General features: G+C 63.2%; 16 protein-coding genes. 10 read left to right on the top strand and 6 right to left on the bottom strand.

Going from position 1 to position 21,127, the window contains the following annotated elements; all coding sequences use genetic code 11:
* Positions 1-75 precede the first annotated feature (75 nt).
* Both HAQ05_RS25540 and HAQ05_RS25535 read left to right on the top strand, forming a co-directional pair.
* Positions 76-516 (top strand): Spy/CpxP family protein refolding chaperone, encoded by a 441-nt coding sequence (locus HAQ05_RS25540; protein ID WP_190426425.1) that lies wholly within the window; start codon positions 76-78, stop codon positions 514-516.
* Positions 517-639: 123 nt separating this feature from the next.
* A complete protein-coding gene (locus HAQ05_RS25535) occupies positions 640-1,971 on the top strand; it encodes a sensor histidine kinase (protein WP_190426423.1) in 1,332 nt (443 codons plus the stop codon).
* Positions 1,972-1,975: 4 nt separating this feature from the next.
* Here HAQ05_RS25535 and HAQ05_RS25530 read toward each other — a convergent pair whose 3' ends face one another.
* Positions 1,976-2,530, bottom strand: a complete 555-nt coding sequence (locus tag HAQ05_RS25530; RefSeq protein ID WP_190426421.1) for a nitroreductase family protein — start codon at positions 2,528-2,530, stop codon at positions 1,976-1,978.
* Between the two features lie 267 nt (positions 2,531-2,797).
* Between HAQ05_RS25530 and HAQ05_RS25525 the strand changes: the two genes are divergently transcribed.
* The 4 genes from HAQ05_RS25525 (at position 2,798) to HAQ05_RS25510 (ending at position 8,054) form a co-directional block, all read left to right on the top strand.
* Complete coding sequence (locus HAQ05_RS25525) at positions 2,798-4,252, top strand: TrkH family potassium uptake protein (protein ID WP_190426419.1); 1,455 nt, start codon at positions 2,798-2,800, stop codon at positions 4,250-4,252.
* Positions 4,253-4,257: 5 nt separating this feature from the next.
* The gene (locus HAQ05_RS25520) at positions 4,258-5,106 is read left to right on the top strand and encodes a DMT family transporter (RefSeq protein WP_190426463.1); all 849 of its coding nucleotides are present in this window, start codon (positions 4,258-4,260) and stop codon (positions 5,104-5,106) included.
* Between the two features lie 277 nt (positions 5,107-5,383).
* Complete coding sequence (locus tag HAQ05_RS25515; protein WP_190426418.1) at positions 5,384-6,478, top strand: zinc-dependent alcohol dehydrogenase; 1,095 nt, start codon at positions 5,384-5,386, stop codon at positions 6,476-6,478.
* Between the two features lie 97 nt (positions 6,479-6,575).
* Complete coding sequence (locus HAQ05_RS25510) at positions 6,576-8,054, top strand: DASS family sodium-coupled anion symporter (protein ID WP_190426416.1); 1,479 nt, start codon at positions 6,576-6,578, stop codon at positions 8,052-8,054.
* Between the two features lie 214 nt (positions 8,055-8,268).
* On the opposite strand, the gene HAQ05_RS25505 is transcribed toward HAQ05_RS25510, so the two are convergent.
* The 4 genes from HAQ05_RS25505 to recQ all read right to left on the bottom strand — a co-directional run bounded on the left by HAQ05_RS25505 (position 8,269) and on the right by recQ (position 13,688).
* Complete coding sequence (locus tag HAQ05_RS25505; RefSeq protein WP_190426399.1) at positions 8,269-8,544, bottom strand: Rdx family protein; 276 nt, start codon at positions 8,542-8,544, stop codon at positions 8,269-8,271.
* A gap of 2 nt (positions 8,545-8,546) precedes the next feature.
* A complete protein-coding gene (locus HAQ05_RS25500; protein ID WP_190426396.1) occupies positions 8,547-10,961 on the bottom strand; it encodes a FimV/HubP family polar landmark protein in 2,415 nt (804 codons plus the stop codon).
* A 73-nt stretch (positions 10,962-11,034) separates the two neighbouring features.
* On the bottom strand, positions 11,035-11,472 hold the full coding sequence (gene slyA, locus HAQ05_RS25495) for a transcriptional regulator SlyA (RefSeq protein WP_190426460.1): 438 nt from the start codon (positions 11,470-11,472) through the stop codon (positions 11,035-11,037).
* An 83-nt stretch (positions 11,473-11,555) separates the two neighbouring features.
* On the bottom strand, positions 11,556-13,688 hold the full coding sequence (gene recQ / locus HAQ05_RS25490) for a DNA helicase RecQ (protein ID WP_190426393.1): 2,133 nt from the start codon (positions 13,686-13,688) through the stop codon (positions 11,556-11,558).
* 256 nt (positions 13,689-13,944) lie between these two features.
* On the opposite strand from recQ, the gene HAQ05_RS25485 reads away from it, so the two are divergent.
* The 4 genes from HAQ05_RS25485 (at position 13,945) to HAQ05_RS25470 (ending at position 17,747) form a co-directional block, all read left to right on the top strand.
* Positions 13,945-14,532 (top strand): UPF0149 family protein, encoded by a 588-nt coding sequence (locus HAQ05_RS25485; protein WP_190426390.1) that lies wholly within the window; start codon positions 13,945-13,947, stop codon positions 14,530-14,532.
* A complete protein-coding gene (locus tag HAQ05_RS25480; RefSeq protein WP_190426387.1) occupies positions 14,529-14,918 on the top strand; it encodes a YbaN family protein in 390 nt (129 codons plus the stop codon). The genes HAQ05_RS25485 and HAQ05_RS25480 overlap by 4 nt, the downstream gene beginning before the upstream one ends.
* Before the next feature lie 142 nt (positions 14,919-15,060).
* Complete coding sequence (lapG, locus tag HAQ05_RS25475; protein ID WP_190426384.1) at positions 15,061-15,780, top strand: cysteine protease LapG; 720 nt, start codon at positions 15,061-15,063, stop codon at positions 15,778-15,780.
* Positions 15,781-15,797: 17 nt separating this feature from the next.
* Positions 15,798-17,747 carry an EAL domain-containing protein gene (locus HAQ05_RS25470; protein ID WP_190426382.1) on the top strand — a complete coding sequence of 650 codons (1,950 nt, stop codon included), beginning with the start codon at positions 15,798-15,800 and terminating at the stop codon, positions 17,745-17,747.
* A 54-nt stretch (positions 17,748-17,801) separates the two neighbouring features.
* On the opposite strand, the gene HAQ05_RS25465 is transcribed toward HAQ05_RS25470, so the two are convergent.
* The coding region (locus HAQ05_RS25465) for a VWA domain-containing protein (RefSeq protein ID WP_190426380.1) at positions 17,802-21,127 on the bottom strand (3,326 nt) is incomplete at its 5' end.

Here is a 21,127-nt window from a genome sequence, read left to right as displayed (position 1 = left end):
CGCGCCTGACCTTCCGCTGAGTAATCTGTCCCCATCCGGTGCCCCACCGGCACAGACCACCAGAGGAAACACACCATGCGTAAGACACTCATTGCCCTTATGTTCGCCACCACCTTGCCCGCCGTGGCCATGGCCGCTGCGCCGGAGGCGGGCCCCGCCCCGTTCGCACCCGGCCCCATGATGGAAGGGGGCCATCGCGGTGGCCCGGATATGTTCGGTACGCTTGATTTGTCTCGCGAACAACGCCTACAAGTGCGCAAGCTGATGGGCGAACAGATGCAGCAACGCCACCAGATCACCGAAGCGTTTCTGAACAAACTGCCGGCGGCCGACCAAAAGGCCATGCAAGACCAGCTTAAAGCCAGTGAAGACAAAACCCGCAGCGGCATCCGCGCGGTACTTAACCCTGAGCAGCAAAAGCAGTTCGACGAAATCAAGCAGCAGCAAGACCAACGCCGCGCCGAATGGGCCGAATTCCAAGCCTGGAAAGCGCAAAAAGACAAAAAAGGCCAGTAAACTGGCGCTCCGGTGTTTCAGAGGTTCGCACGCGAAGGGGCGGGTGACTGTTGTGCAGCTAACCTTTGAAGCACCCCACTAGGCCCGGGCCCTGGTCGGGCCCGCTTACGTTCGAGGTGTTTCTTGCGTTCATTGTTTTGGCGCATTTTGGCCAGTTTTTGGCTGGCCATTGCCCTGGTAGCAGGGCTCTCCGTGCTCATGGGGCATGTGTTGAACCAGGATGCCTGGATTCTCAGCCGCCACCCGGCGCTGAAGGACTTCGCTAAGCAGTGGGTAAACACCTACGAAACCCAGGGCGCCGATGCCGCGCAGGCACTGCTCGAACAGCGCAAGCGCCAGTACCGCATCGATACCCAGGTGCTCAATGACAGCGGCGATGCGGTGGTGGCGGGTACCTTCCCGCGCCGCGCCGCCGCCTTCGAGGCGCGCAACGACGATGACAACCAATTGCCTTGGCGGCGCCTGACCGCCGAGTACACCAGCCCCAAAAGCCGCGACACCTACCTGTTGATCTACCGCATACCGCACCCGTTGCTGGACGCCTGGCACCGCGAGAGCCTGACTGGGCCCCTGGGTGCGCTGGGTATCGCCCTGGTAGTGCTGACCCTGTTCAGCCTGCTGGTCACGTTGTCGATCACCCGCCCCTTGAGCCGCCTGCGGCGCGCCGTACACGACCTTGGGCAAACCACCTACCAGCAGAACAGCCTGGCGCAGTTGGCGGGGCGCCGCGACGAATTCGGCGTGTTGGCCACCGACTTCAACCGCATGGGCTCACGCTTGCAAAGCCTGATCAGCAGCCAGCGCCAGCTTTTGCGCGATGTGTCTCACGAACTGCGTTCGCCGCTCGCGCGGCTGCGCATCGCCATCGCGCTGGCCGAACGCGCCGGGCCTGAACAGCGTGAGCAACTGTGGCCGCGCCTGGCCCGCGAATGCGACCGGCTTGAAGCGCTGATCAGCGAAATCCTGGCCTTGGCCCGGGTCGACGCCGAGCAGGCCCACACCGAAACCGTCGACATCGGGCAAATCCTCGGCGGTATCCGTAAAGACGCCCAACTCAGCGAGCCTGACCAAGCCGTACAATTAGATGTGGAGCGTGGCCTGCAACTACAAGGTTGGCCCACCCTGGTAGAGCGGGCCATGGATAACCTGGTGCGCAATGCCCTGCGCTTCAGCCCTACCGACCGGCCGATCGAAGTGCACGCCCACAGCGACGGCGATGCAGCGGTCGTCAGCGTGCGCGACCATGGCCCCGGCTGCCCGGCCGAGCATCTCGCCCGACTGGGCGAGCCGTTCTACCGCGCACCGGGGCAAACCGCCGCTGGCCACGGCCTGGGCCTGGCCATTGCCCGTCGCGCGGCAGAGCGCCATGGCGGCAGCTTGACCTTTGCCAACCACCCCGGCGGTGGTTTCATCGCCCGCATGGTGTTGCCCAAGCTGCCCAGCATGGGTGTTTGAAACCCTACCAGGGGCTCACGAAAGGCGCGAGTTCGACCGGCGCGGCTGGCCTGGCGGGTTTTTCGGGGGTGCCCAGGTAGATGAAACCAATGATCTGCTCGTTCACCGCCAAGCCCAGGCCCTTGGCCACGTGTGGCGAGAACGACAACTCGCCGCTGCGCCACATGCCGCCGATGCCTTGCGCGTAGGCGGCCAACAGCAGGCTATGGGCCGCGCAACCAGCAGCGAGCAGTTGCTCACTGGGCGGCACCTTCGGGTGGGCCCGCAGGCAGGCAATGGCCACCACCACCAGGGGCGCGCGCAGCGGGTTGTTGCGGGCTTTCTCAAGCACCGCCGGGTCCACCTCGCCGCCCTGGTGCTGGGCGGCTTCAGCGAACAATTCGCCCAATGCGCGCAGGCGCTCGCCTTCCACGGTCAGGAACCGCCACGGCCGCAACAGTTTGTGGTCCGGCGCGCGCATGGCGGCTTGGAACAGCACCTCCCGCTGCTCAGCGGTCGGTGCCGGTGCAACCAAGCGGCCCGCCGAAACACGCTGTTGCAGCAGTTCTAATGCATCCATCGCTAAACTCCCATTCTGGTGTAGGCGCTAATGTGGTGTATCAGAAGCTCGCAGGAATTAACGCCTGCATGGTGTTGGCACCAACGCCCGGCAGCGACAGGCACCGCCAAAACGGTGCAGCCAACCTCTGAGACACCAGCCCAGTCTACCGCTTGGGCCACGCGCTGGCCCATCCGTTCGCACGCCCATTCGCCACGGCCGCCGGGTGAGACACGATACCCGGCCGCAGGTACAATGGCCGGCGTTTTCCACCGCCACGTGAGCAGCATGACTTCGCCGACCTTCAGGATCATCGGCTTCATCATCGGTATCTTCCTGATTACCCTGGCCGTGAGCATGGTGGTGCCCATGCTCACACTGCTGGCCTATGCCCGCGCGTTCGAGTTGCGACCGTTCCTGTGGGCCAGCCTGTTGACCTTCCTCGCCGGCACCGTGCTGGTACTGCGCGGCCGGCCAGAGCAAGTGCATTTGCGCCCACGGGACATGTACCTGCTCACCGTCAGCAGTTGGGTGGTGGTGGCGGTGTTCGCCGCCCTGCCCTTTGTGTTCACCGAGCACATGAGCTACACCGATGCCTTCTTCGAGAGCATGTCGGGCATTACCGCCACCGGGTCCACGGTGCTCAGCGGCCTGGATACGATGTCGCCGGGCATCCTGATCTGGCGCTCGCTGCTGCACTGGCTGGGCGGCATCGGCTTTATCGCCATGGCGGTGGCGATTCTGCCGATGCTGCGTATTGGCGGCATGCGCTTGTTCCAAACCGAGTCGTCAGACCGCACCGAGAAGGTAATGCCCCGTTCGCATATGGTCGCCAAGTCCATCGTGCTGGTATACGTGGTGTTCACCTTGCTGGGCACATTGGGCTTCTGGCTGGCCGGCATGAACGGTTTCGACGCGATCAACCATGCGATGTCGGCGATTTCCACCGGTGGGTTTTCCACCTCTGACCAGTCGCTGGCCAAATGGTCGCAACCGGCAGTGCACTGGGTGGCCGTGGTGGTGATGATCCTTGGCAGCCTGCCATTTGCCTTGTACGTCAGCACCTTGCGCGGCAACCCCTGGGCATTGTGGCGCGACGAGCAGGTTCGTGGCTTCATTGGCCTGCTGCTGGTGTCTTGGGCGGTGATGGGTACCTGGTACTGGGCCACTACCGGCCTGCCCTGGTACGACGCGCTACGCCACGTGGCCTTCAACGTGACCTCGGTGATCACCACCACCGGTTTCGCCTTGGGCGACTACAGCCTGTGGGGTAATTTTGCCTTGATGTTCTTTTTCTACCTGGGCTTTATCGGTGGCTGCTCGGGCTCCACCGCCGGTGGCATCAAAGTGTTTCGGTTCCAGGTCGCGTACATTCTGCTCAAGGCCAGCCTCAACCAATTGATTCACCCCCGCGCCGTGATCCGCCAACAGTACAACCGCCACCGCCTGGATGAAGAAATCGTGCGCTCGGTGCTCACCTTCTCGTTCTTTTTTGGCGCCACCATCGGCTTGATCGCCCTGGCCCTGGGCTTGCTGGGCCTGGATTGGATGACCGCGCTGACGGGCGCAGCCAGCACGGTGGCCGGCGTGGGCCCTGGGCTTGGCGACACCATTGGCCCGGCAGGTAATTTCGCCCCGCTACCCGACACTGCCAAGTGGCTGCTGGCCTTCGGCATGCTGGTGGGCCGGCTGGAAATCGTAACCGTGCTGGTGCTGTTCGTGCCGGCCTTCTGGCGGCATTGATGGCCATGACACCCCGTAGCGCCTTGCTCGGCCTGCACGCCGGTGCCCTGCTGTTCGGCCTCTCGGGCATCTTCGCCAAACTGGCGCACGCCAGCGCGCCCTTCATCGTGTTCGGCCGCGCCGTGTTCGCCGTCGCCGCGCTGGGGCTGTTCCTGGCCCTGGCACGGCAGGAACGTTGGCAGCGCCTGAGCCTTGCCAATGGGGCCCGGCTTGCACTGGCCGGGCTGCTGCTTTCGGCACACTGGGTGAGTTTTTTCACCGCCATCAAGGTGGGTGGCGTGGCCATTGGCACCTTGGGTTTTTGCAGTTTCCCAGCCTTTACCGTGGTACTGGAAGGGCTGGTGTTTCGCGAGCGCATCAAGGCGATCGAGGCGCTACAGGTGCTGCTGGTGACTCTGGGCTTGATACTGGTCACGCCCGCTTTCGACCTTCACAGCGGTGCCAGCGCCGGGTTGCTCTGGGGCGTAGCCTCGGGGCTGCTGTTCGCCGTGCTATCACTGGTCAACCGGGCCCGCCCCGAACAGGTTGGCCCGGTACAGGCGGCGCTGTGCCAGAATGCCGTGGTTGCGCTTAGCCTGTTGTTCTGGGCCGCCCCGCTTCCGGCGCTACCAGCCCTGGATTGGTTATGGATCGCGTTACTCGGGGTGTTCTGCACCGGGCTCGCCCATGGTTTGTTCGTGGCCAGCTTGGGCGTGATCAAGGCGCGCACCGCCGCGGTGGTGTTCGCCATGGAGCCGGTATACGGCATCGCATTCGCCTGGTGGCTATTCGCTGAGCGGCCCTCGGCAATGATGCTAGGCGGCGGAGTGTTGATCATCGCGGCGGCGTTGCTACCGGCGTTGAAGGCCAAGTAAGCCGCTTGGGTAGGGCAAGTTCAACGCGATAGCGCCAACGCCATCCGCTGCATTTTTAACGCACCACCCGTTGCGCCTGAAAGCCAATTTGTTGGGGCATACGTTCCGTTTCGGTTCTGCGCCCATTACCGCACCGCCGCAGCTGATCAGAATCCATGTACTATCGGGTGTCTTGTGCGCAAGTGAATGCTGCTTGAACCCAATCGTGTCCTCAAGGCGCTTCAGCGGACCCTTGCATAGATGTTATTGGCTAATTCCGAATCGAAAGCGGAGGTGCATGATGACGCTTCAGGTTGATAATCACGGCGATATTCCCGAGACGATGCGAGCAGCGGTGCTGTTTGGTCCTGGTGATATACGTGTGATCGAAAAGCCCGTGCCCAAGCCAGGCCCCGGTGAAGTGCTGGTAAAGGTGGCCGAGTGCGGCATGTGCGGCACCGACCTGAAGATCTACGATGGCCATTTCCCGGGGACCCCGCCTTACGGGGCATTTACACCCGGGCACGAATGGACCGGCACGGTGGTCGCGCTCGGCGACACGGTGGATGAGCTCGCGGTCGGCGACCGTGTCTGTATCGAGGCACATCACGGCTGCGGCCGATGCGAAAATTGCCTGGCCGGCAAATACACCATGTGCCTGAATTACGGGGATTCCGCAAAAGGCCAGCGCGCCAGCGGCATGACGGCCGATGGCGGCTTTGCCGAATACGTGGTCCATTACGCCTCGTCCCTCTACAAAATGGCCGACTCCATTTCTTTCAAGGACGCTGTCCTGATCACTACGGCAGGCACCGGACTGTTCGGCCTTGACTCGGCCGGCGGGTATGTGGTCGGCCAGGACGTGGCGATCTTCGGTGGCGGCCCGGTGGGCCTGATGACCGTGCAGCTCGCCAAGCAGCTCGGCGCCGAAAAAGTCATTCTGTGCGACATCGATCAAAATCGCCTCGATCTGGGCAAGACGCTCGGTGCCGATCACGTCATCAATTCGAGCGAGACCGATCCGGTCAAGGCGATTCTCGACCTCACCGGTGGGCTGGGGGTGCACCTGGCCATCGATTCGGCGGGCGCAGCGTCGATACCGGACCTGCTCCTACACTGCACCCGGCGCGGCGGCAAGCTGCTGCTTATCGCCTTCTATGCCAAGCCGGTCACCCTGGACCTGGCCAAGGCGATTCGTGAGGGGATTCAGATTCATACCAGCCGCGGCGAGGGCGGCGGCGATGTAGCGCGCGCACTGCATTTGGCGGAAATGGGGCGGTTGCGGTGTGGCGAACTGGTCACCCACGAATTCCCGCTGGAAAACATCGCCGATGCCCTGAGTATCGTGCGCTCGCACGAAGGCGACCCCATCAAGGTCGCTATCAAGTTCTAGAAACCGTGCTTGCCGGTTGCACGACTTGATGCTTCACATCGGAGCTATAGGGGCTGTGGCATCAATGTTAAAGAATGAATCCAAAGAGATCGATTCCATGATCAAGCAGGAATCGGCCGCACCCACTACCACCGATCCTGTCGTGGTGAGGGTCCGTTCATTCAAGCTAAACCCTAGCCTGTGGATCCGCTGGGTGATCCCTACCGTCGTCGGGACGGGCTTATGGATGGTCCCGCCACCGGCGGGAATCAAACCGGTGGCCTGGCATCTACTGGCGATCTTCGTGGCGACGATAGCCGGGGTCGTTGGCAACCCATTGCCTATGGGCGCCGTATCCTTGGTTGGCTTGGTGGTGGTCATGGTTACCGGGACTTTGACCCCTGATGAGGCGTTCTCCGGTTTTTCGCAAAATACGGTATGGCTTATCGTTGCCGCTTTCTTTATTGCACGCAGCATCATCAAATCGGGGCTCGGTTACCGAATTGCCTTGTTTCTCGTGTCTCGCATGGGGTCGCGGGTGCTGGGTGCCTCCTATGCCCTGGCGCTGACCGATTTAGTGCTGGCGCCCGCAACACCGGCGGCCGTGGCACGCGGCGGCGGTGTGATCATGCCGATTTTACAGTCGGTATCGAAGGTTTATGGAAGCGAACCCAATTCGCCCTCCGCGAAAAAAGCGGGGACCTTCCTTACGCTCACGGCTTTCCAAATCAATTCCGTGACACCGGCGATGTTTCTCACCGCGCTGTCGGCCAACCCGCTCGCTGTGCAACTGGCCAAAGTTCAAGGGGTAAGCATTACCTGGGGAACCTGGGCGCTTGCGGCGATTGTCCCCGGTCTCGTGTCCCTGCTCGTCGTCCCGGCTTTTCTCTACTGGCTTTACAGGCCGGAGGTGAACAAGACGCCGGCGATCGCGGCCCATGCTCGTAGCGAACTGCAAGCCCGTGGACGTATCACGGTCGACGAGTGGGTCACCATTGGCACTGTCATCCTCGTTCTAGTGCTGTGGATGGTCGGCGATAGCCTATTCGGCCTTTCATCCGTGACGGTCGGGTTCATTGGCCTGGTCGTGCTGCTGCTGAGCGGGGCGTTGACGTGGGACGACGTGAAGGGCGAAAAACAAGCCTGGGACACCTTCATATGGATGGGTGTGCTCGTGATGATGGCCACCTATCTGAATCAACTGGGCCTGATCCCTTGGGTCAGCGCCCACATGGTCGGACTAATCGGCCACATAGATTGGAAGCCAGGGTTCATCATTTTGTGCCTTGTCTACTTTTTCAGCCACTACCTCATTGCTTCGAACGTGGCGCAGGTATCTGCCATGTATGCGGCTTTTCTAGGGGCGGCCATTGCCATTGGGGTCCCCCCGCTATTTGCTGCACTCATGTTGGGTTTCATTTCGTCGATCGACAGTGCCCTCACACATTACTCGAACGCCACCGCGCCCCTGATGTTCGGTATCGGATATGTGCCGATAACCACTTGGTGGATCTCCGGGTTGCTTGTCGCCATCGTCAACATCGTGATCTGGATGGGCCTGGGCAGCCTTTGGATGGATTTCATCGGCTTCTTGTGAGCCAAACGATCCCAGGGTTGTAGGAAGGAGTAGGGTTCAGCGCCTGGGCGCACTATCGAGGGTGAGTAAACCATCACTCCACCGAAGCAGCGCTCGCCGGCTGATGGGTGCGCCTGGCTTGTTGATAAACCCGTTGTATCGAGCCTTGGCGCGTACCCACGAGATGCGGTATTGAAGGCATTATGAAACAAAAAACCGCCTGGCCCTTCAGGTTTTACCGGTCGTTATGGCCCAGGCTACGGTCAGGGTCGATCTGGTCACGTACACGTTGCTTGAGCACCTTGGCATCGGGAAAACCACCATCGGCCTTGCGCTCCCAAACCTGCACGCCCTCGCAGGTAATATGAAACACCCCACCGGTGCCGGGCACCAGGCTGACCTTGCCCAAGTCGCTGCCAAAGGTGCTCAGCAGTTCTTGGGCCAGCCAAGCGGCGCGCAATAACCACTGGCATTGTGTGCAATAGGTGATGGTCACCTCCGCCCCAGCCATGCTCAGCGCTCCAAGCGCGCCAGTAGCGCGCGGGCGCCCTGGCGGCTGGCGTCATCGCCCTCTTGCAGCAGCTCGTGCAGCAGCCGGCTGGCTTGGTCCTGCTCGCCATGGTCGAGCAACGCCCTGGCCTGATCGAGCTTGTCAGCCACCCGCTGCTGGTTTTCGATGGCCTCGAAGTCCACCGATAGCGCCTCCAGCTCCGGCAGGTCGTCCAACTCGGGCAATGGCGCCTGCGGCGGTTGGGCCTCGGGCTGCAGCGGGTCGCCGAGCTCGTCGAGAAAGTCCAAGTCCAAGTCCAAGTCCAAGGCCAGGGCCGAGGCATCGAATTCGTTGACCTTCTCAACCTCGGCAGCGTCGGGCTCGGTGCCGAACTCATCGAGGTAATGGCCTTCGGGCATTTCGAACACCTCGGGGAACTCATTGAGGTTGCTGGTGAACCCAGGCTCCAGGGTGTCTGGCAGCGGCAAGCGCTGCTCGGTCTCATCCTCGGGTGCCTCATCGCCCCCCAGGGCTCGAACCTTGGCAGGCGAATCGAAGGGGTCGACCGATGCCCAATCGGCATCCAACGACAAATCGTCGAGGTTGAGCTGGAATTCGTCCGCAGCCTCGCTGGGTGCCGCCGGCTCGCCCAACGTGCCCAGCCTATCAAGGTCCGGCAGGTCGGACAGGTCTAAGCCCAGCAGCTCATCCTCGGCCAAGGGCGCAGCGTCATGTTCCGCTACCGCTTGCACATCGGCCCGCGGTACGTCTGCAATCAATTCCGGCTCATCCAGTTCACCCAAGGCGGCGCTGGCTTCTGCTGCCTCTGGGCTTGCCACCGCCGCGGCCGTGGCACCCACCGCCAAGGCCAGGGCGATTTTGGGGTAACGCTGGCGTACCTGCTCCAATTCGTGGGCGGGCGCGCCGTGATCACGCAGGGCCTGCTCTTCGGCTGTATAGCCTTGGGCATCGCCTTGCTGTGCCAGTACGTCAAGGATGCGTAAACGCAGGTCGGTACGCCCGGGCTCGCGGCGCAAGCCCTCACGCAGAATACCCAGCGCCTCGTTGAAGCGCCCATAAGCGATATAGATACTGGCCCCGTCCAATGCGTCGGTGGCGGCTGCAGCCTTGCGCGCGGGCGCGGGCGGCGTGTCCACGGGCGCCTGCGCCAGCATGGCCGGGGCCACGGCCGCCGGCGCGGCATACACCGCCGGCGTGGCCTCCGCCGGGGGCTCTTGCGCGGTGGGCGCGGCCTGGGTGGCGCGGTACCGGCGCCACCCTAACAACCCCACCAACAGCAGCAGCAACACCAGCGCGGCCAGTTGCAGGATCCAGCTGTTGTCTTGCACCACGGGGCTTACCGGCACGGCAGCCGATGGCGGAACAGCCGCCGGTGCAGCAGGCACCGGAACAGCCGCTGGGGGCGGGTTGGCTGGCCTCGCGGCCTGCGGCGCCGCCAGTTGGCCCTGTAGCGCGCTCAGTTGCTGGTTTTTGCTGGCAACCTCACCTTCCAGGCCCTTGACCTGCGCCTGTAAGGCATCGAGGTTTTGCTGCAGTTGCTGGTTGAGCACGCTAGCAGCCATATCGGGCGCCGGGGCTTGCTCAACGGGCGGCGGCGGCGGGGCATCGTCCGTAGCCGTGGGAGCGTCGCCTGGCACCGCCTCCTCGGCCTCAGGGGCTTCGCTGGGTGGCCGCGGCAACACGGCGGCGTCGGGCAGCAGCAGGCTTTGGCCCACCTTGAGCGGCGCACGCCCTGGGTTGAGCGCACGAATGTCACGCACCAGTTGGTTGGGCGGCGTTGGCGTACCGGCGGCCTGCAGCTGTTTGCCAATGGTCCACAGGGTGTCGCCTTTCTGCACCACGTATTGTTTGCCTTCGCTGGCCGGTGGCAACGCCGCCGATGCCTGGGCGGGCGCGCTGGCCGGGTTGGGCTCGGCGGTGGTAGCTTGCGCGGCGCGGCTGCCGTAGCTAGGCACCCTGGCCGGAGCCAGCGGCACCGCGCCGGGTGGGTCGATCAACAGGGTATAGCCGCGCAGCACCTGGCCATTGGGGCGGTCGACCTGTACCAACAGGCTCAGGTAAGGCTCGACCACCGCCTTGCTGGATTCCACATGAATAAAGGGCCGCCCTTGGCCGAACACTGTAGTAAAACGAAGGTCGGCTAGAAAAAAGGCCCGCTCCATGCCGGCCGCGGCGAACGCCTCGGGGCTCGCCAACGATACCCGTAAATCTTCAGGCCCCAGCCCATCCGCGTCGATCAGGTCGATATCGGCATTGAAGGGCTGGTTCAACCCCGAATGCAGGTCAATGTCCCCAAGCCCCAGCGCCACGGCGAACGACGACCACGACAACACGCCCAGGCACAGTAGCCCGGCAAGCCAATGCGCCTTCACAGGCCGAGCGCGCGACATGCCAGAGGGTGAGAAACACATGCGCATGAGCATCCCTTGGGAAAAACTGCTACCGAAAACACCGTTATAGCCTGCAGCCCTGCATTCTCAAAGCCAGGCCTCAGGATTTTTTTTCCAGATTGTTCAGCACCTTCGCGTGCACCGCCATCGCCGTGCGCAGCTCTTCTTCACCCACCCCTACGAACAATTCAATGCGCAACGCGTTGGCGATGGTTTCGATTTGCTCGATCAACGGCATGGCCGTGGCGCTGAGCATGATTTTCTTCGCGCGGCGGTCTTCAACCACCGCATGGCGCTTGACCAAGCCCTGGGATTCAAGGCTATCGAGCAAGCGGGCCAAGGTGGGGCCTTCTACCCCAACGCTTTTGGCCAGTTCGCGCTGGGTGGGTGATTCGGTAAACCGGGCGAGATGCAGCAGCACCAACCAGCGCGCCTGGGACAAGCCCAGGCTGGCCAAGCGGCGATCGAGTTCGGCACGCCAGGCCCGTGACAATTGGGCAAGCTGGGTTCCGAAGCGGTGTTGATCGATAAACGGCATGAGGTCACTCATAAGCTTCATTTTATTAGTTAGTGAGCTAAGCATGATGCATGCCAAGTATCAAGGTATAACCGGCGCCTTTTTTATAGCTCGAACTCTGCTAGCAGCGCCGCTCGCACACACTGTAGAACACCCTCTGCGACCCTGCCGGCGAATAGCGGCTGCACTTCACTGACCGGCGGCAACTCGCCCTCACCGTCGAGGAAGGCATCCTGCAACTCCACCATCAACGTTTCGGGCAGGTCCAGGGCCTGTTCCAGGGCCAGTTGCCGGCCAGCAATCAGTTCAGCGAGCAGCGCGTAAACGTTTTTTTCGCTGCACTTGAGCTGGCCGGCGATCTGCGCGGGGGTCATGCCGGCCCTTGCCAGGCTCGCCAACTCGTGGCGCAGGTCGCTAGGCTCCGGGGCTTGGGGCGCCTCGGTGCCTGCCAGCACCTCGAGAAACGCTTGCCCATACCGTTCAAGCTTACGCGCGCCCACACCACTGACGCGGCCCATGTCGGCCAGGTTGCCAGGCTGGCTACGCAGCATCTCAAGCAACGTTGAATCCGGAAAAATCACGTACGGCGGCACACCGTGCTCCTCGGCCAAGCGCCGGCGCAAGGCGCGCAACGCCTCCCACTGCTCGCGCTCCTCGGCACGCACCAATTGGCTGGCCGGGCTGCCGCCCGCGCCACGGGCGGCCACCTGGGGCTTGGCATCACGGCGCAACTGCAGGGTGGTTTCACCCCGTAGCAGCGGGCGGCAGGTTTCGGTCAGGCGCAACCCGCCGAAACCTTCCAGGTCGATGTCGGCCAACCCACGGGCGACCAGTTGCCGGTACAGCGAGCGCCATTCTCCTTCGGCCTGGCCCTTGCCTACGCCGAACACGGCCAATTGCCGGTGCCCGGCCTGGCGCACTTTGTCGTTGTCTTTGCCCAGCAGCACGTCGACCAAGTGGCCCACCCCATAACGCTGGCCGGTGCGGTAGATGGCCGATAATGCCTGGCGCGCAGGCTCTGTGGCATCCCAGGTTTGCACCCCATCGACGCAGTTGTCGCAGTGGCCACACGGCTGGGGCAGTTCTTCGTCGAAATAGGCCAGCATCGCCTGGCGCCGGCAGCGGGTTTCTTCGCACAACGCCAGCATGGCGTCGAGCTTGTGCTGTTCCACCCGCTTATGGCGCTCGTCGCCTTCGGAGTTCTGCATCATTTGCTTGAGCATCAGCACATCTTGCAGTCCGTAGGCCATCCAGGCGTCGGCCGGCAGGCCGTCGCGCCCGGCCCGGCCGGTTTCCTGGTAATAGGCTTCCAGGGACTTGGGCAGGTCCAGGTGGGCCACAAAGCGCACGTTGGGTTTGTCGATGCCCATGCCGAAGGCCACGGTTGCGACCATCACGATGCCTTCTTCGTTGAGAAAGCGCTTTTGGTTATACGCGCGCACCTCAGCCGGCAGGCCGGCGTGGTACGGCAATGCGCTGTAGCCTTGTTCGCACAGAAAGGCCGCGATGTCGTCGACCTTCTTACGCGACAGGCAGTACACGATACCGGCATCGCCCTTGCGCTGGCCGAGGAACGCCAGCAACTGCTTGCGTGGCTGCTCCTTGGGCACGATGCGGTAAAAGATATTGGGCCGATCGAAGCTTGAGAGGAACCGCTCGGCATCGTGTAGCTGCAAGCGGTTGACGATTTCCTCACGGGTGCGTTTATCGGCTGTTGCGGTCAGGGCGATGCGCGGCACATCCGCGAACAGTTCGGCCAGTTGCCCTAATTGCATGTATTCGGGGCGAAAGTCATGGCCCCATTGCGACACGCAGTGCGCTTCATCGATGGCGAACAGGGCGATGTCCAGTTGTTGCAAAAAGCTCAGCATGCGCGGTTGGACCAGGCGCTCCGGGGCCAGGTAGAGCATTTTCACCTCCCCCTGGCGCAACCGCACGGCAAGGTCGCGCTGCTGCTCGGCGCTCAGGGTGGAGTTGAGCGCCGCCGCAGGCACGCCCAACTCGTCGAGGGTGGCGACCTGGTCGTCCATTAGCGCGATCAGCGGCGAGACGATGACCGCCAAGCCGCCGCGCAGCAGCCCCGGCACCTGATAGCACAACGATTTGCCACCGCCGGTAGGCATCAGTACCAATGCATCGCCGCCGTTGGCAACGCGTTCGATAATCGCGCCCTGGCTACCTCGGAAGCTGTCGTAGCCAAAGACATCCTTGAGCACGTGCAGCGCCTGTTCGAGCATCGATAACCCCGCAAATCATGAAACCCTTCAGCCCTAATGCGCTGTTTCGCATTAGGCTGCACGAAAAACCCAAGGGTTGGCCGGCCCAAGCGTTACCGCATGTGAGCACGCTGCCGCCAGGCCGCACTTGAGCAAAGCGCCGGATTATACCCGAGCCGGTAGCCCTTCGAGCCATCGGCTTAGACCGGCGGCTGGCGCGAACCCCGTTACAGGGCCTAGAATTCATTACCGTTCACTCCCCAAGGTAACCGCCCTAATGTCCTTCGCCGAGCAACTTACCCGCCTGCAAGCTTTTCTCGACGCTGACGACCTGCACGATGAAGCGCTGGATTACATCGCCGCGCATGGTTACCTGACCGCACTGGCCATCTGCGCCGAGCCGGTACCGGAGCGGGAGTGGATCGACGCGCTGTTCTCCGAGGAGCCGCACTACAGCGGCGAAGCTCAGCAGCTCGAGGTAGAAACCACCCTGGTCGCGCTCAAAGCACACATCGCCCGCCAGTTGGCCAGCGATGAGGACTTCGAATTGCCGTGCGACCTGGACCTGGGTGACGACCCAGACGATTCCGACCTGCGCGGTTGGTGCATCGGTTTCATGGAAGGTGTGTTCCTGCGCGAGTCAGCCTGGTTCGACACCGCCGAGGATGAAGTGAGCGAGCTGCTGCTGCCGATCATGGCCGGCTCCGGCCTATTCGACGAACAACCCGAATTCGCCGATATCGCCAAGGATGCCGCCCTGCTCGATGAAATGATCGTGCAGATCCCAGAGATCCTCACCGGCCTTTACCTGCTCATCCACGCCCCCGACGAAAAACCCGCACTGCTCAAGCCCCGCCCACATTGACGGCGCAAACCCCGCACCGGCCCCGTTGGCAGCGCGCCCTGCTGCTCGGCGCGGGGTGGCTGAGCGTGGCATTGGCGGTGATCGGCGCGTTCCTGCCGGTAATGCCCACCGTGCCCTTCCTGTTGCTGGCCGCTGCCTGCTTTGCGCGCAGCGCGCCACGTTTTCATCGCTGGCTGGTACAACACCCGCGGCTGGGGCCGTTGATCAAACCCTACCTTGAAGGCCAAGGCATGCCACGCCGCGCCAAGGTACTCGCCATCGCCTCGCTGTGGTTGGGTATCGTTTTCTCTTGCTGGCTGGCCAGCCAGCCGGCTGTCCGTATCACGGTGTGCGCCGCCGGGGTGCTGGCGACGGTATTCATCCTCTGGCAAAAAACCCGCCGGTAAGCCGGTCAATGAGCACCCGCCGGCTCGCCGAAAAGCCTGCGCCAAAGCGCCGCCGTATGTCCGAAACCCTCCTGGTGGCGGAATTTAGGCGCCAGAAAACAGCTCTGAATTTTATCTTCGGATCCATCATGGCTGAGTGTTCATGGGCGTTCCCGTGCGTAGTACGCGCTGTGCTGCCTGCCCTCCTCCCAGGTTGAGGGCGGCGTGCTTGCTATGGTTGGCGCTCTGGCTGCCCGGAAACGGCTGGGCTTTACCCATGTGGAATTTCGACACCGTGATGGCGCGCGCCGAACTGCGCTACGGCCAGTTGGGCAGCGCCGAACAGCGCCTGCGTGCGTGGCAGACCATGCTCGACCAAGCCCAGGGTTTGCCGCCGCGCCAGCAACTCGATGCAGTTAACCGGTTCTTCAACCGGCAACTATCCTTTCGCGACGACCAGCAGATTTGGGGCCAGGACGACTACTGGGCCACCCCCGTGGAGGCGCTGGTCAAGGGGGCCGGCGATTGCGAAGACTACGCCATCGCCAAGTACTTCAGCCTGCGCCGCCTCGGCGTGCCGGCGCAGAACCTGCGCATCACCTACGTCAAGGCACTGCAGCAGCGCAACCAGGCGCACATGGTGCTGGCCTGGTACGAAGCCCCAGAGGCCGACCCGCTGGTGCTAGACAACCTGGTGGCCGATATCGCACCCGCGTCGCAACGTGACGACCTGGTTCCGGTGTATGCCTTCAGCGCCGAGGGGCTGTTCCTCGCCGGCAGCGGTGGCGCCGAGGTACGCAACGGTGACGCTAAGCGGCTTTCACGCTGGCAAGCGGTACTGCGCAAAATGGACGCCGAGGGGTTCCCTATCGGCCAGGGTTAATCAGGACAGGCACCGCGATGTCTTTACTCAAACAGTTGTTTCTAGCGATTTGCCTGTTCTTGCTACTGGCCTTTGCTGGCAGCTTCTTCGTGGGCCTTGAAAACTCTCGCGCGCAGATGCTCGCGCAACTGCGCGCCCATGCTCAGGACGCAGCCACCGCGCTGGGCGTATCACTGACCCCACACATAGACGATGCGGCCATGCTCGAATTGATGGTCAGCTCGATCTTCGACAGCGGCTATTACACCAGCATCCGCTTGGTGGACCTACACAGCGGCCAGGTACTGGTCGAACGCCGGGAGGCGGCGGATGAGCACCCGGTACCGGCCTGGTTTGCCTGGCTGGCGGCGCTGCCGCCACAACAAGGTGAAGCGTTGATCATGCGAGGCTGGGCCCAGGCTGCCCAAGTGCAGGTGGTGAGCCAACCCCGTTTCGCCTTGCAGCGGCTGTGGCAAAGCGCCTTGGGCAGCCTCGCGTGGCTGGCGCTATGCGGGTTGGCCAGTGCCACGCTGGGTGGCTGGCTACTGCGCCGGCAACTTCGCCCGCTGGACGCCATGGCCGCGCAGGCCGAAGCCATCAGCCGGCGCCAATTCGTGGTGCAGGAGCCGGTGCCCCGCACGCCGGAACTGCGCCGGGTAGTGATGGCGATGAACCTGATGGTCGGCAAGCTCGAAGGGCTGTTCAGCGCGGAGGCGGCGCGCGCAGACCTGCTGCAGGAGGAAGCGTTTCGCGACAGCCTGACGGGGCTTGCCAACCGGCGCCTGCTTGAAACCCGCTTGGCCAACGATTTGCTGCAGGCCGATCAGAACAGCCCCGGCCACCTTGTGATGCTGCGCCTCAAACACCTGACCGGGCTCAACCAACGGCTAGGCGGGCAGGCCACCGATGCCTTGCTGTGCGCGGTGGCCGACCTGCTGCGCCGGCTGCTGCAAGATCCGGCCCGCGCCGATTGGCTGGCCGCGCGCAACCGGGGCGGCGAGTTTGCGCTGCTGGCACCGGTCACCACCGCCGCCGACGCGCGGCACCTGCTCAGCCACTTAAGCGATGCGCTCGGCCCGCTGTACCATACCGGTGCCAGTGACTGCCAACCGGTCGGCTACCTGGCGGCGGTGCCCTACCACCCCGGGCAGGCCCCGCAGGCGCTGTGGCTGCACCTGGATCAGGCGCTGGCCGAGGCCCAGGCCCACCCCGCCGTGCCCTGGGTATTGGCCCCGCACAGCGAACACCACACCGGCGCCAACGCCCATGAATGGCGTAGCTGGCTAGAACACACCTTGGAACAACGCCAACTGAACCTGTTCTTCCAGCCGGTGGTGCACTGCGCACCAGGGCGCGCACTGCTGCACCACAAGGTGCTGGCGCGCCTGCGAGACCCGGCAGGGCAAATGGTGGCCGCCGGGCATTTTTTACCGTGGGTCGAGCGCTTGGGCTGGGCCGGGCGCTTCGACCAGATCATGCTCGACCACGTACTCGACCACCTGGCTGTCCGGCCACGCCCGCTGGCGTTGAGTGTGTCTGCCGATACCCTCAGCGACCCTGGCTGGCGCCAGGCCCTGCTGGACCGGCTGGAACGCGCCACAGCGCTGGGGCAGTGGCTGACCCTGGAGGCCGACGAGCGCAAGCTGCCCTCCTACGACGAGTTGCAGGCGCTGAGCTTGGCGATCCGCGAGCGCGGGTTTCACTTCGCCATCCAACATTTTGGTGGTCAGTTCAGCCAGATCGGCCACCTCACCCGGCTGGGCCTGGCCTGGTTGAAAGTCGAAGGCACCTATATTCGCGGCATAGACTGGCAAAGCGACAAGTGCCTGTTCATCGAAGCCATGCTGCGCGCCACCCACAGCATTGACCTGCCGCTGATTGCGGAAATGGTCGAAACCGAGGGTGAATTCCAGGTGCTGCATGAGTTGGGCATGCAGGGTGCGATGGGGCGCTGGATAGGGCCGCCCGAAGGCGGCCCGCTTGCTTGAGCCACAGCGCTGCGTGGGTTTGAAAAGCTTCCAGCCCAACAGGCCGGGAAGCTTTTACACCGTATCCACCTTCAGCGAGTGGTCCCCCAACATGCCGTTGATCACATCGTGGGCGTTAACCACCAGCCCATCGCTGCTGGGCATACTGCCAGCGTTGTACTGGTCGGCCAGGTTCACATGCTGCAGGTCGATGGTCTGCGCCGCGGCGCCGCCGGCACTGGTGCTCACGGCCAAGTGGGTGGTGGCATCACTGCCCGCACCGCTGACGGTAACCTTGAAGAAATCATCCAGCGAAGCGTTCTTGGCCACGTCACCCAGCAACTGGCTGAGGTCGAGGGTGTCGACGCCGACCTTGAAGTCGGTAATCACGTCGTGGCCGCTAGCGCCGTGTTCCCAGGCAAAGGTGTCACCACCTGTACCGCCGGTGAGCACGTCGCTGCCCTTGCCGGCCACCAGCGTGTCGTTGCCAGCACCGCCGTCCAGGTTTGAACCCTTGTCACCGGCATGCAGCCAGTCGTCGTGCTCAGACCCCAGCAGTTTACTCAAACCGTCGAAGCCAGCGTCGCGTAGGTCGACGTGCACGCCCTGCGCGCTGCCCTGGTAACTGGCCGTGTGCTCGTCGGCAACGCTCGCGGTTGCGGTTGCGGTTTCAGCGCCAGAGGCCTGGGCGAGCAGCGCATGTGCGATGCTCGCGTGATGCTCGCTCGGCACCGTTTGCACGGTCGGTTGGGCGCTGGTTTGCACCTGGCTGTAATCGACGTTCACTTCAATGTTGTACTTCACGTCGTGCGCAGCGCTGTGGTCGGCGTTGTTCATCTCGACCCGCAGCTTATACGTCCCGTCGCTGTCGGCGGTGAACTGGCCGCCGGTGACGGCTTGGAAGTGGCCAGCGGCATCGACCACACCCACGCGCACACCTTCGGTATCGCTGCTTGCTTCGCTGAGCGTCACCGTTTCGCCTTTGTGCAAGCTCAGTTGCAAGGTGTCTGCACGGGTATTCGCTTCAACGTTACCGACGATGCCCGCCACCAGCAGGGTGGCCACCATCGCCGTGGTATTGGCGTGAAAATCACTACGTTCCAGCACACGCTCCTGGCCCTGCACGACCACCCGCTGCACGCTGGTCGCGGTGAAGTCGCCGCCCGCCTGCGGGGCTGGGCGTACCTGTACCGTGATGCTCGAGCTCACGGTGTCATGGTCGCCATCCTCCAGGGTAAAGCCGATGGTTTCCTGATAGCGCGCATCGCTGCCGGTGCCCACCGCGTAGCGGTAATCGCCGCTGTCCATGTCCACTTGCAACACACCGCCGTGGGCCGTATTGATGGTCAAAATGCGCGTGCTGGCATCAAAGCTGAAGGTATCGCCTTTGCCCTCGGCGGTGACCTTGCCTTGTTCGGCATCGAAGTTCCAGGTCATGCCATCAAGGCTGATGGACTTCACGTGGCCGCCGTCGGCGCCAAAGCCATTGTCGCCCACCAGCGTGCCGCTGACCGGTTCACCGGTCACGGTGCCGGTGAGCGTGGCCGGCAAGTCGTTGAGGTCGGTGACGACCTTGGCCGGCAGGTCTTTACCTTGGGTGCCGTCATAGGCGATCGGCTCCAGGTAGGTGGCCTGCGCGCTCTTGCCCAAGCCAATGGCATAGGACTTGATATCGTGATCGCTTAGAAAGCCTTCCCAGGCCGACTGCTCGGCGGCACTGATGCCGTCGCCCAGCTCGGGTTGCGTGGTGCGGCCATCCTGCTCGCCGCTGGGGAGAGGGTTCTCATCCGACAGGGTCGGGCTGCCATCGGAGAAGAAGTAGCTCACGTTCTGAGCACTGTCGAGCTTGCCATCGGCGCTCCAGGCCGCGCTGGCTTGGTCCAGGGCATAGTCGTAGTTGGTGCCGCCAGAGGCCGTGAGGCCGTCGATTATGGTTTTCGCCTGGCTTACGGTGACCCAATCGCTCGTCAGTTGCTGCGCCTCGGTGTTGAAGGTCACGATTTGCACGCGCACATCGCCAAGCGCTTGGTACTGGTCCAGCAGCTTATCCATGGCATCCTTGGCGAAGTCCAGCCGGCTTTGGCTACCGTCGCCCACGCGGGCCGAATCATTCATGCTGTTGGAAGTGTCGATCACCAGCATCAGGTTGGTACCACCGGCCTGGGTCTCCAGGACCTGGCCGCCGTCATTAGCGCTCGGGGTGTCGTCGACGATCTTGATGTGCAACTGGCCACTGGTGTTGTCGCCGTCGCTGTCCGTAGCGACGATGCCGATATTGTCGAGCACGCTGTTGGCACCGTCACCACTGGGGTGGTCGGCGGCGCGCTCCAACGTGTAGGTGTAGAACACCGTGCCGCTGGCGGCATCGAAACCGGTCACGGTGAAGGTGCCGTAGGGGGTGCTGGCGGAACTGGCGGAGGTGCCGAATTCGACCACCTGGCCATCTTTTACGACATCCACACCGCCTACGGTCAAGCTTTGCAAGCCATCCGGGGCACTCACCTGGAACGTGCCGCCTACACTGCGGCCATCCACATTGCTATGGCTGCCACCGTCTAGGGCGCTCTCCTGAATGGTCAGGGTGTCGCATTCGATGCTCAGGGTAACCGGGTGGTCGGTACCGGCCACCTTCAAGGTCAAAGTGGCGGTGCCGCTGTCGCCATCGGCGTCGGTGAGGGTGTAGACGAACTTCTCCACGCCCGTTTCGCCGGCCTTCAGCCCCGAGTTCTCGTTCAGGGTATAGGCATAAGACCCATCGGCGTTAAGCACCAAGGTGCCATATTGGCCTGCGTAGGTGTGCGCGGTCACCGGCTCACTCTGGTAATCCGCGCCGAGGGTGTCGTTGCTCAGCACATTACCGTCAAGTTCGGGGGCGTTTTCGGTGGCCACCCCAGCGTTGGTGTCGTCGCGGGCGGTCGGAGTATCGTCCTCGATGCGTACGTTCAGCCAGGTGTCGTCGCTGTCGCCGTTGCTGTCGGTGGCCACCACGTGGAAGTCTTCCGAGAGTTCCTGGTCGGCATTGCCACCGTGGTCCTCACGGTCATTCAGGGTGTAGCTGTAGGTCAGCGTTTGCGTGTCCGCATCATAGCCGGTGATGGTGAGCACGTTACCCAACTGGCCGGTGACCGTGGTCAGCACCAACTGGCCGTTCTCGATTACCGTTTTGCCGTCGATGGCCAAGGTGGCCAAGCCGTCCTTGGCATCCACGCTGAAGCTGCCGGTTTGGGTCAGCGCGGCGGCGTTCGGGTTCGAGCCGTCTGGCAGGTTGGCCTCATAGACCTTCTGCTCGCCGCCGTCGGTGCCCAGGTCGAGCACGGTCACACCGTCGTTTTCGTTGCCCACGGTGATGTTCAGCTTCGCCGTGCTGGTGTCGCCATCGGCGTCGGTGACCGTGTAGCTGA

Source organism: Pseudomonas typographi, assembly GCF_014694385.1.
Taxonomy (GTDB): domain Bacteria; phylum Pseudomonadota; class Gammaproteobacteria; order Pseudomonadales; family Pseudomonadaceae; genus Aquipseudomonas; species Aquipseudomonas typographi.
Note: the sequence above shows the minus strand (reverse complement) of the source record. Positions and strands in the feature narration are given on the sequence as shown.

Coding starts and splice junctions, on each gene's coding strand:
- HAQ05_RS25525 (WP_190426419.1), top strand. CDS start 2,798: ATGACTTCGCCGACCTTCAGGATCATCGGCTTCATCATCGGTATCTTC.
- lapG (WP_190426384.1), top strand. CDS start 15,061: ATGGGCGTTCCCGTGCGTAGTACGCGCTGTGCTGCCTGCCCTCCTCCC.
- slyA (WP_190426460.1), bottom strand. CDS start 11,472: ATGCCGTTTATCGATCAACACCGCTTCGGAACCCAGCTTGCCCAATTG.
- HAQ05_RS25505 (WP_190426399.1), bottom strand. CDS start 8,544: ATGGCTGGGGCGGAGGTGACCATCACCTATTGCACACAATGCCAGTGG.
- recQ (WP_190426393.1), bottom strand. CDS start 13,688: ATGCTCGAACAGGCGCTGCACGTGCTCAAGGATGTCTTTGGCTACGAC.
- HAQ05_RS25515 (WP_190426418.1), top strand. CDS start 5,384: ATGATGACGCTTCAGGTTGATAATCACGGCGATATTCCCGAGACGATG.
- HAQ05_RS25500 (WP_190426396.1), bottom strand. CDS start 10,961: ATGCGCATGTGTTTCTCACCCTCTGGCATGTCGCGCGCTCGGCCTGTG.
- HAQ05_RS25530 (WP_190426421.1), bottom strand. CDS start 2,530: ATGGATGCATTAGAACTGCTGCAACAGCGTGTTTCGGCGGGCCGCTTG.
- HAQ05_RS25540 (WP_190426425.1), top strand. CDS start 76: ATGCGTAAGACACTCATTGCCCTTATGTTCGCCACCACCTTGCCCGCC.
- HAQ05_RS25520 (WP_190426463.1), top strand. CDS start 4,258: ATGACACCCCGTAGCGCCTTGCTCGGCCTGCACGCCGGTGCCCTGCTG.
- HAQ05_RS25510 (WP_190426416.1), top strand. CDS start 6,576: ATGATCAAGCAGGAATCGGCCGCACCCACTACCACCGATCCTGTCGTG.
- HAQ05_RS25470 (WP_190426382.1), top strand. CDS start 15,798: ATGTCTTTACTCAAACAGTTGTTTCTAGCGATTTGCCTGTTCTTGCTA.
- HAQ05_RS25485 (WP_190426390.1), top strand. CDS start 13,945: ATGTCCTTCGCCGAGCAACTTACCCGCCTGCAAGCTTTTCTCGACGCT.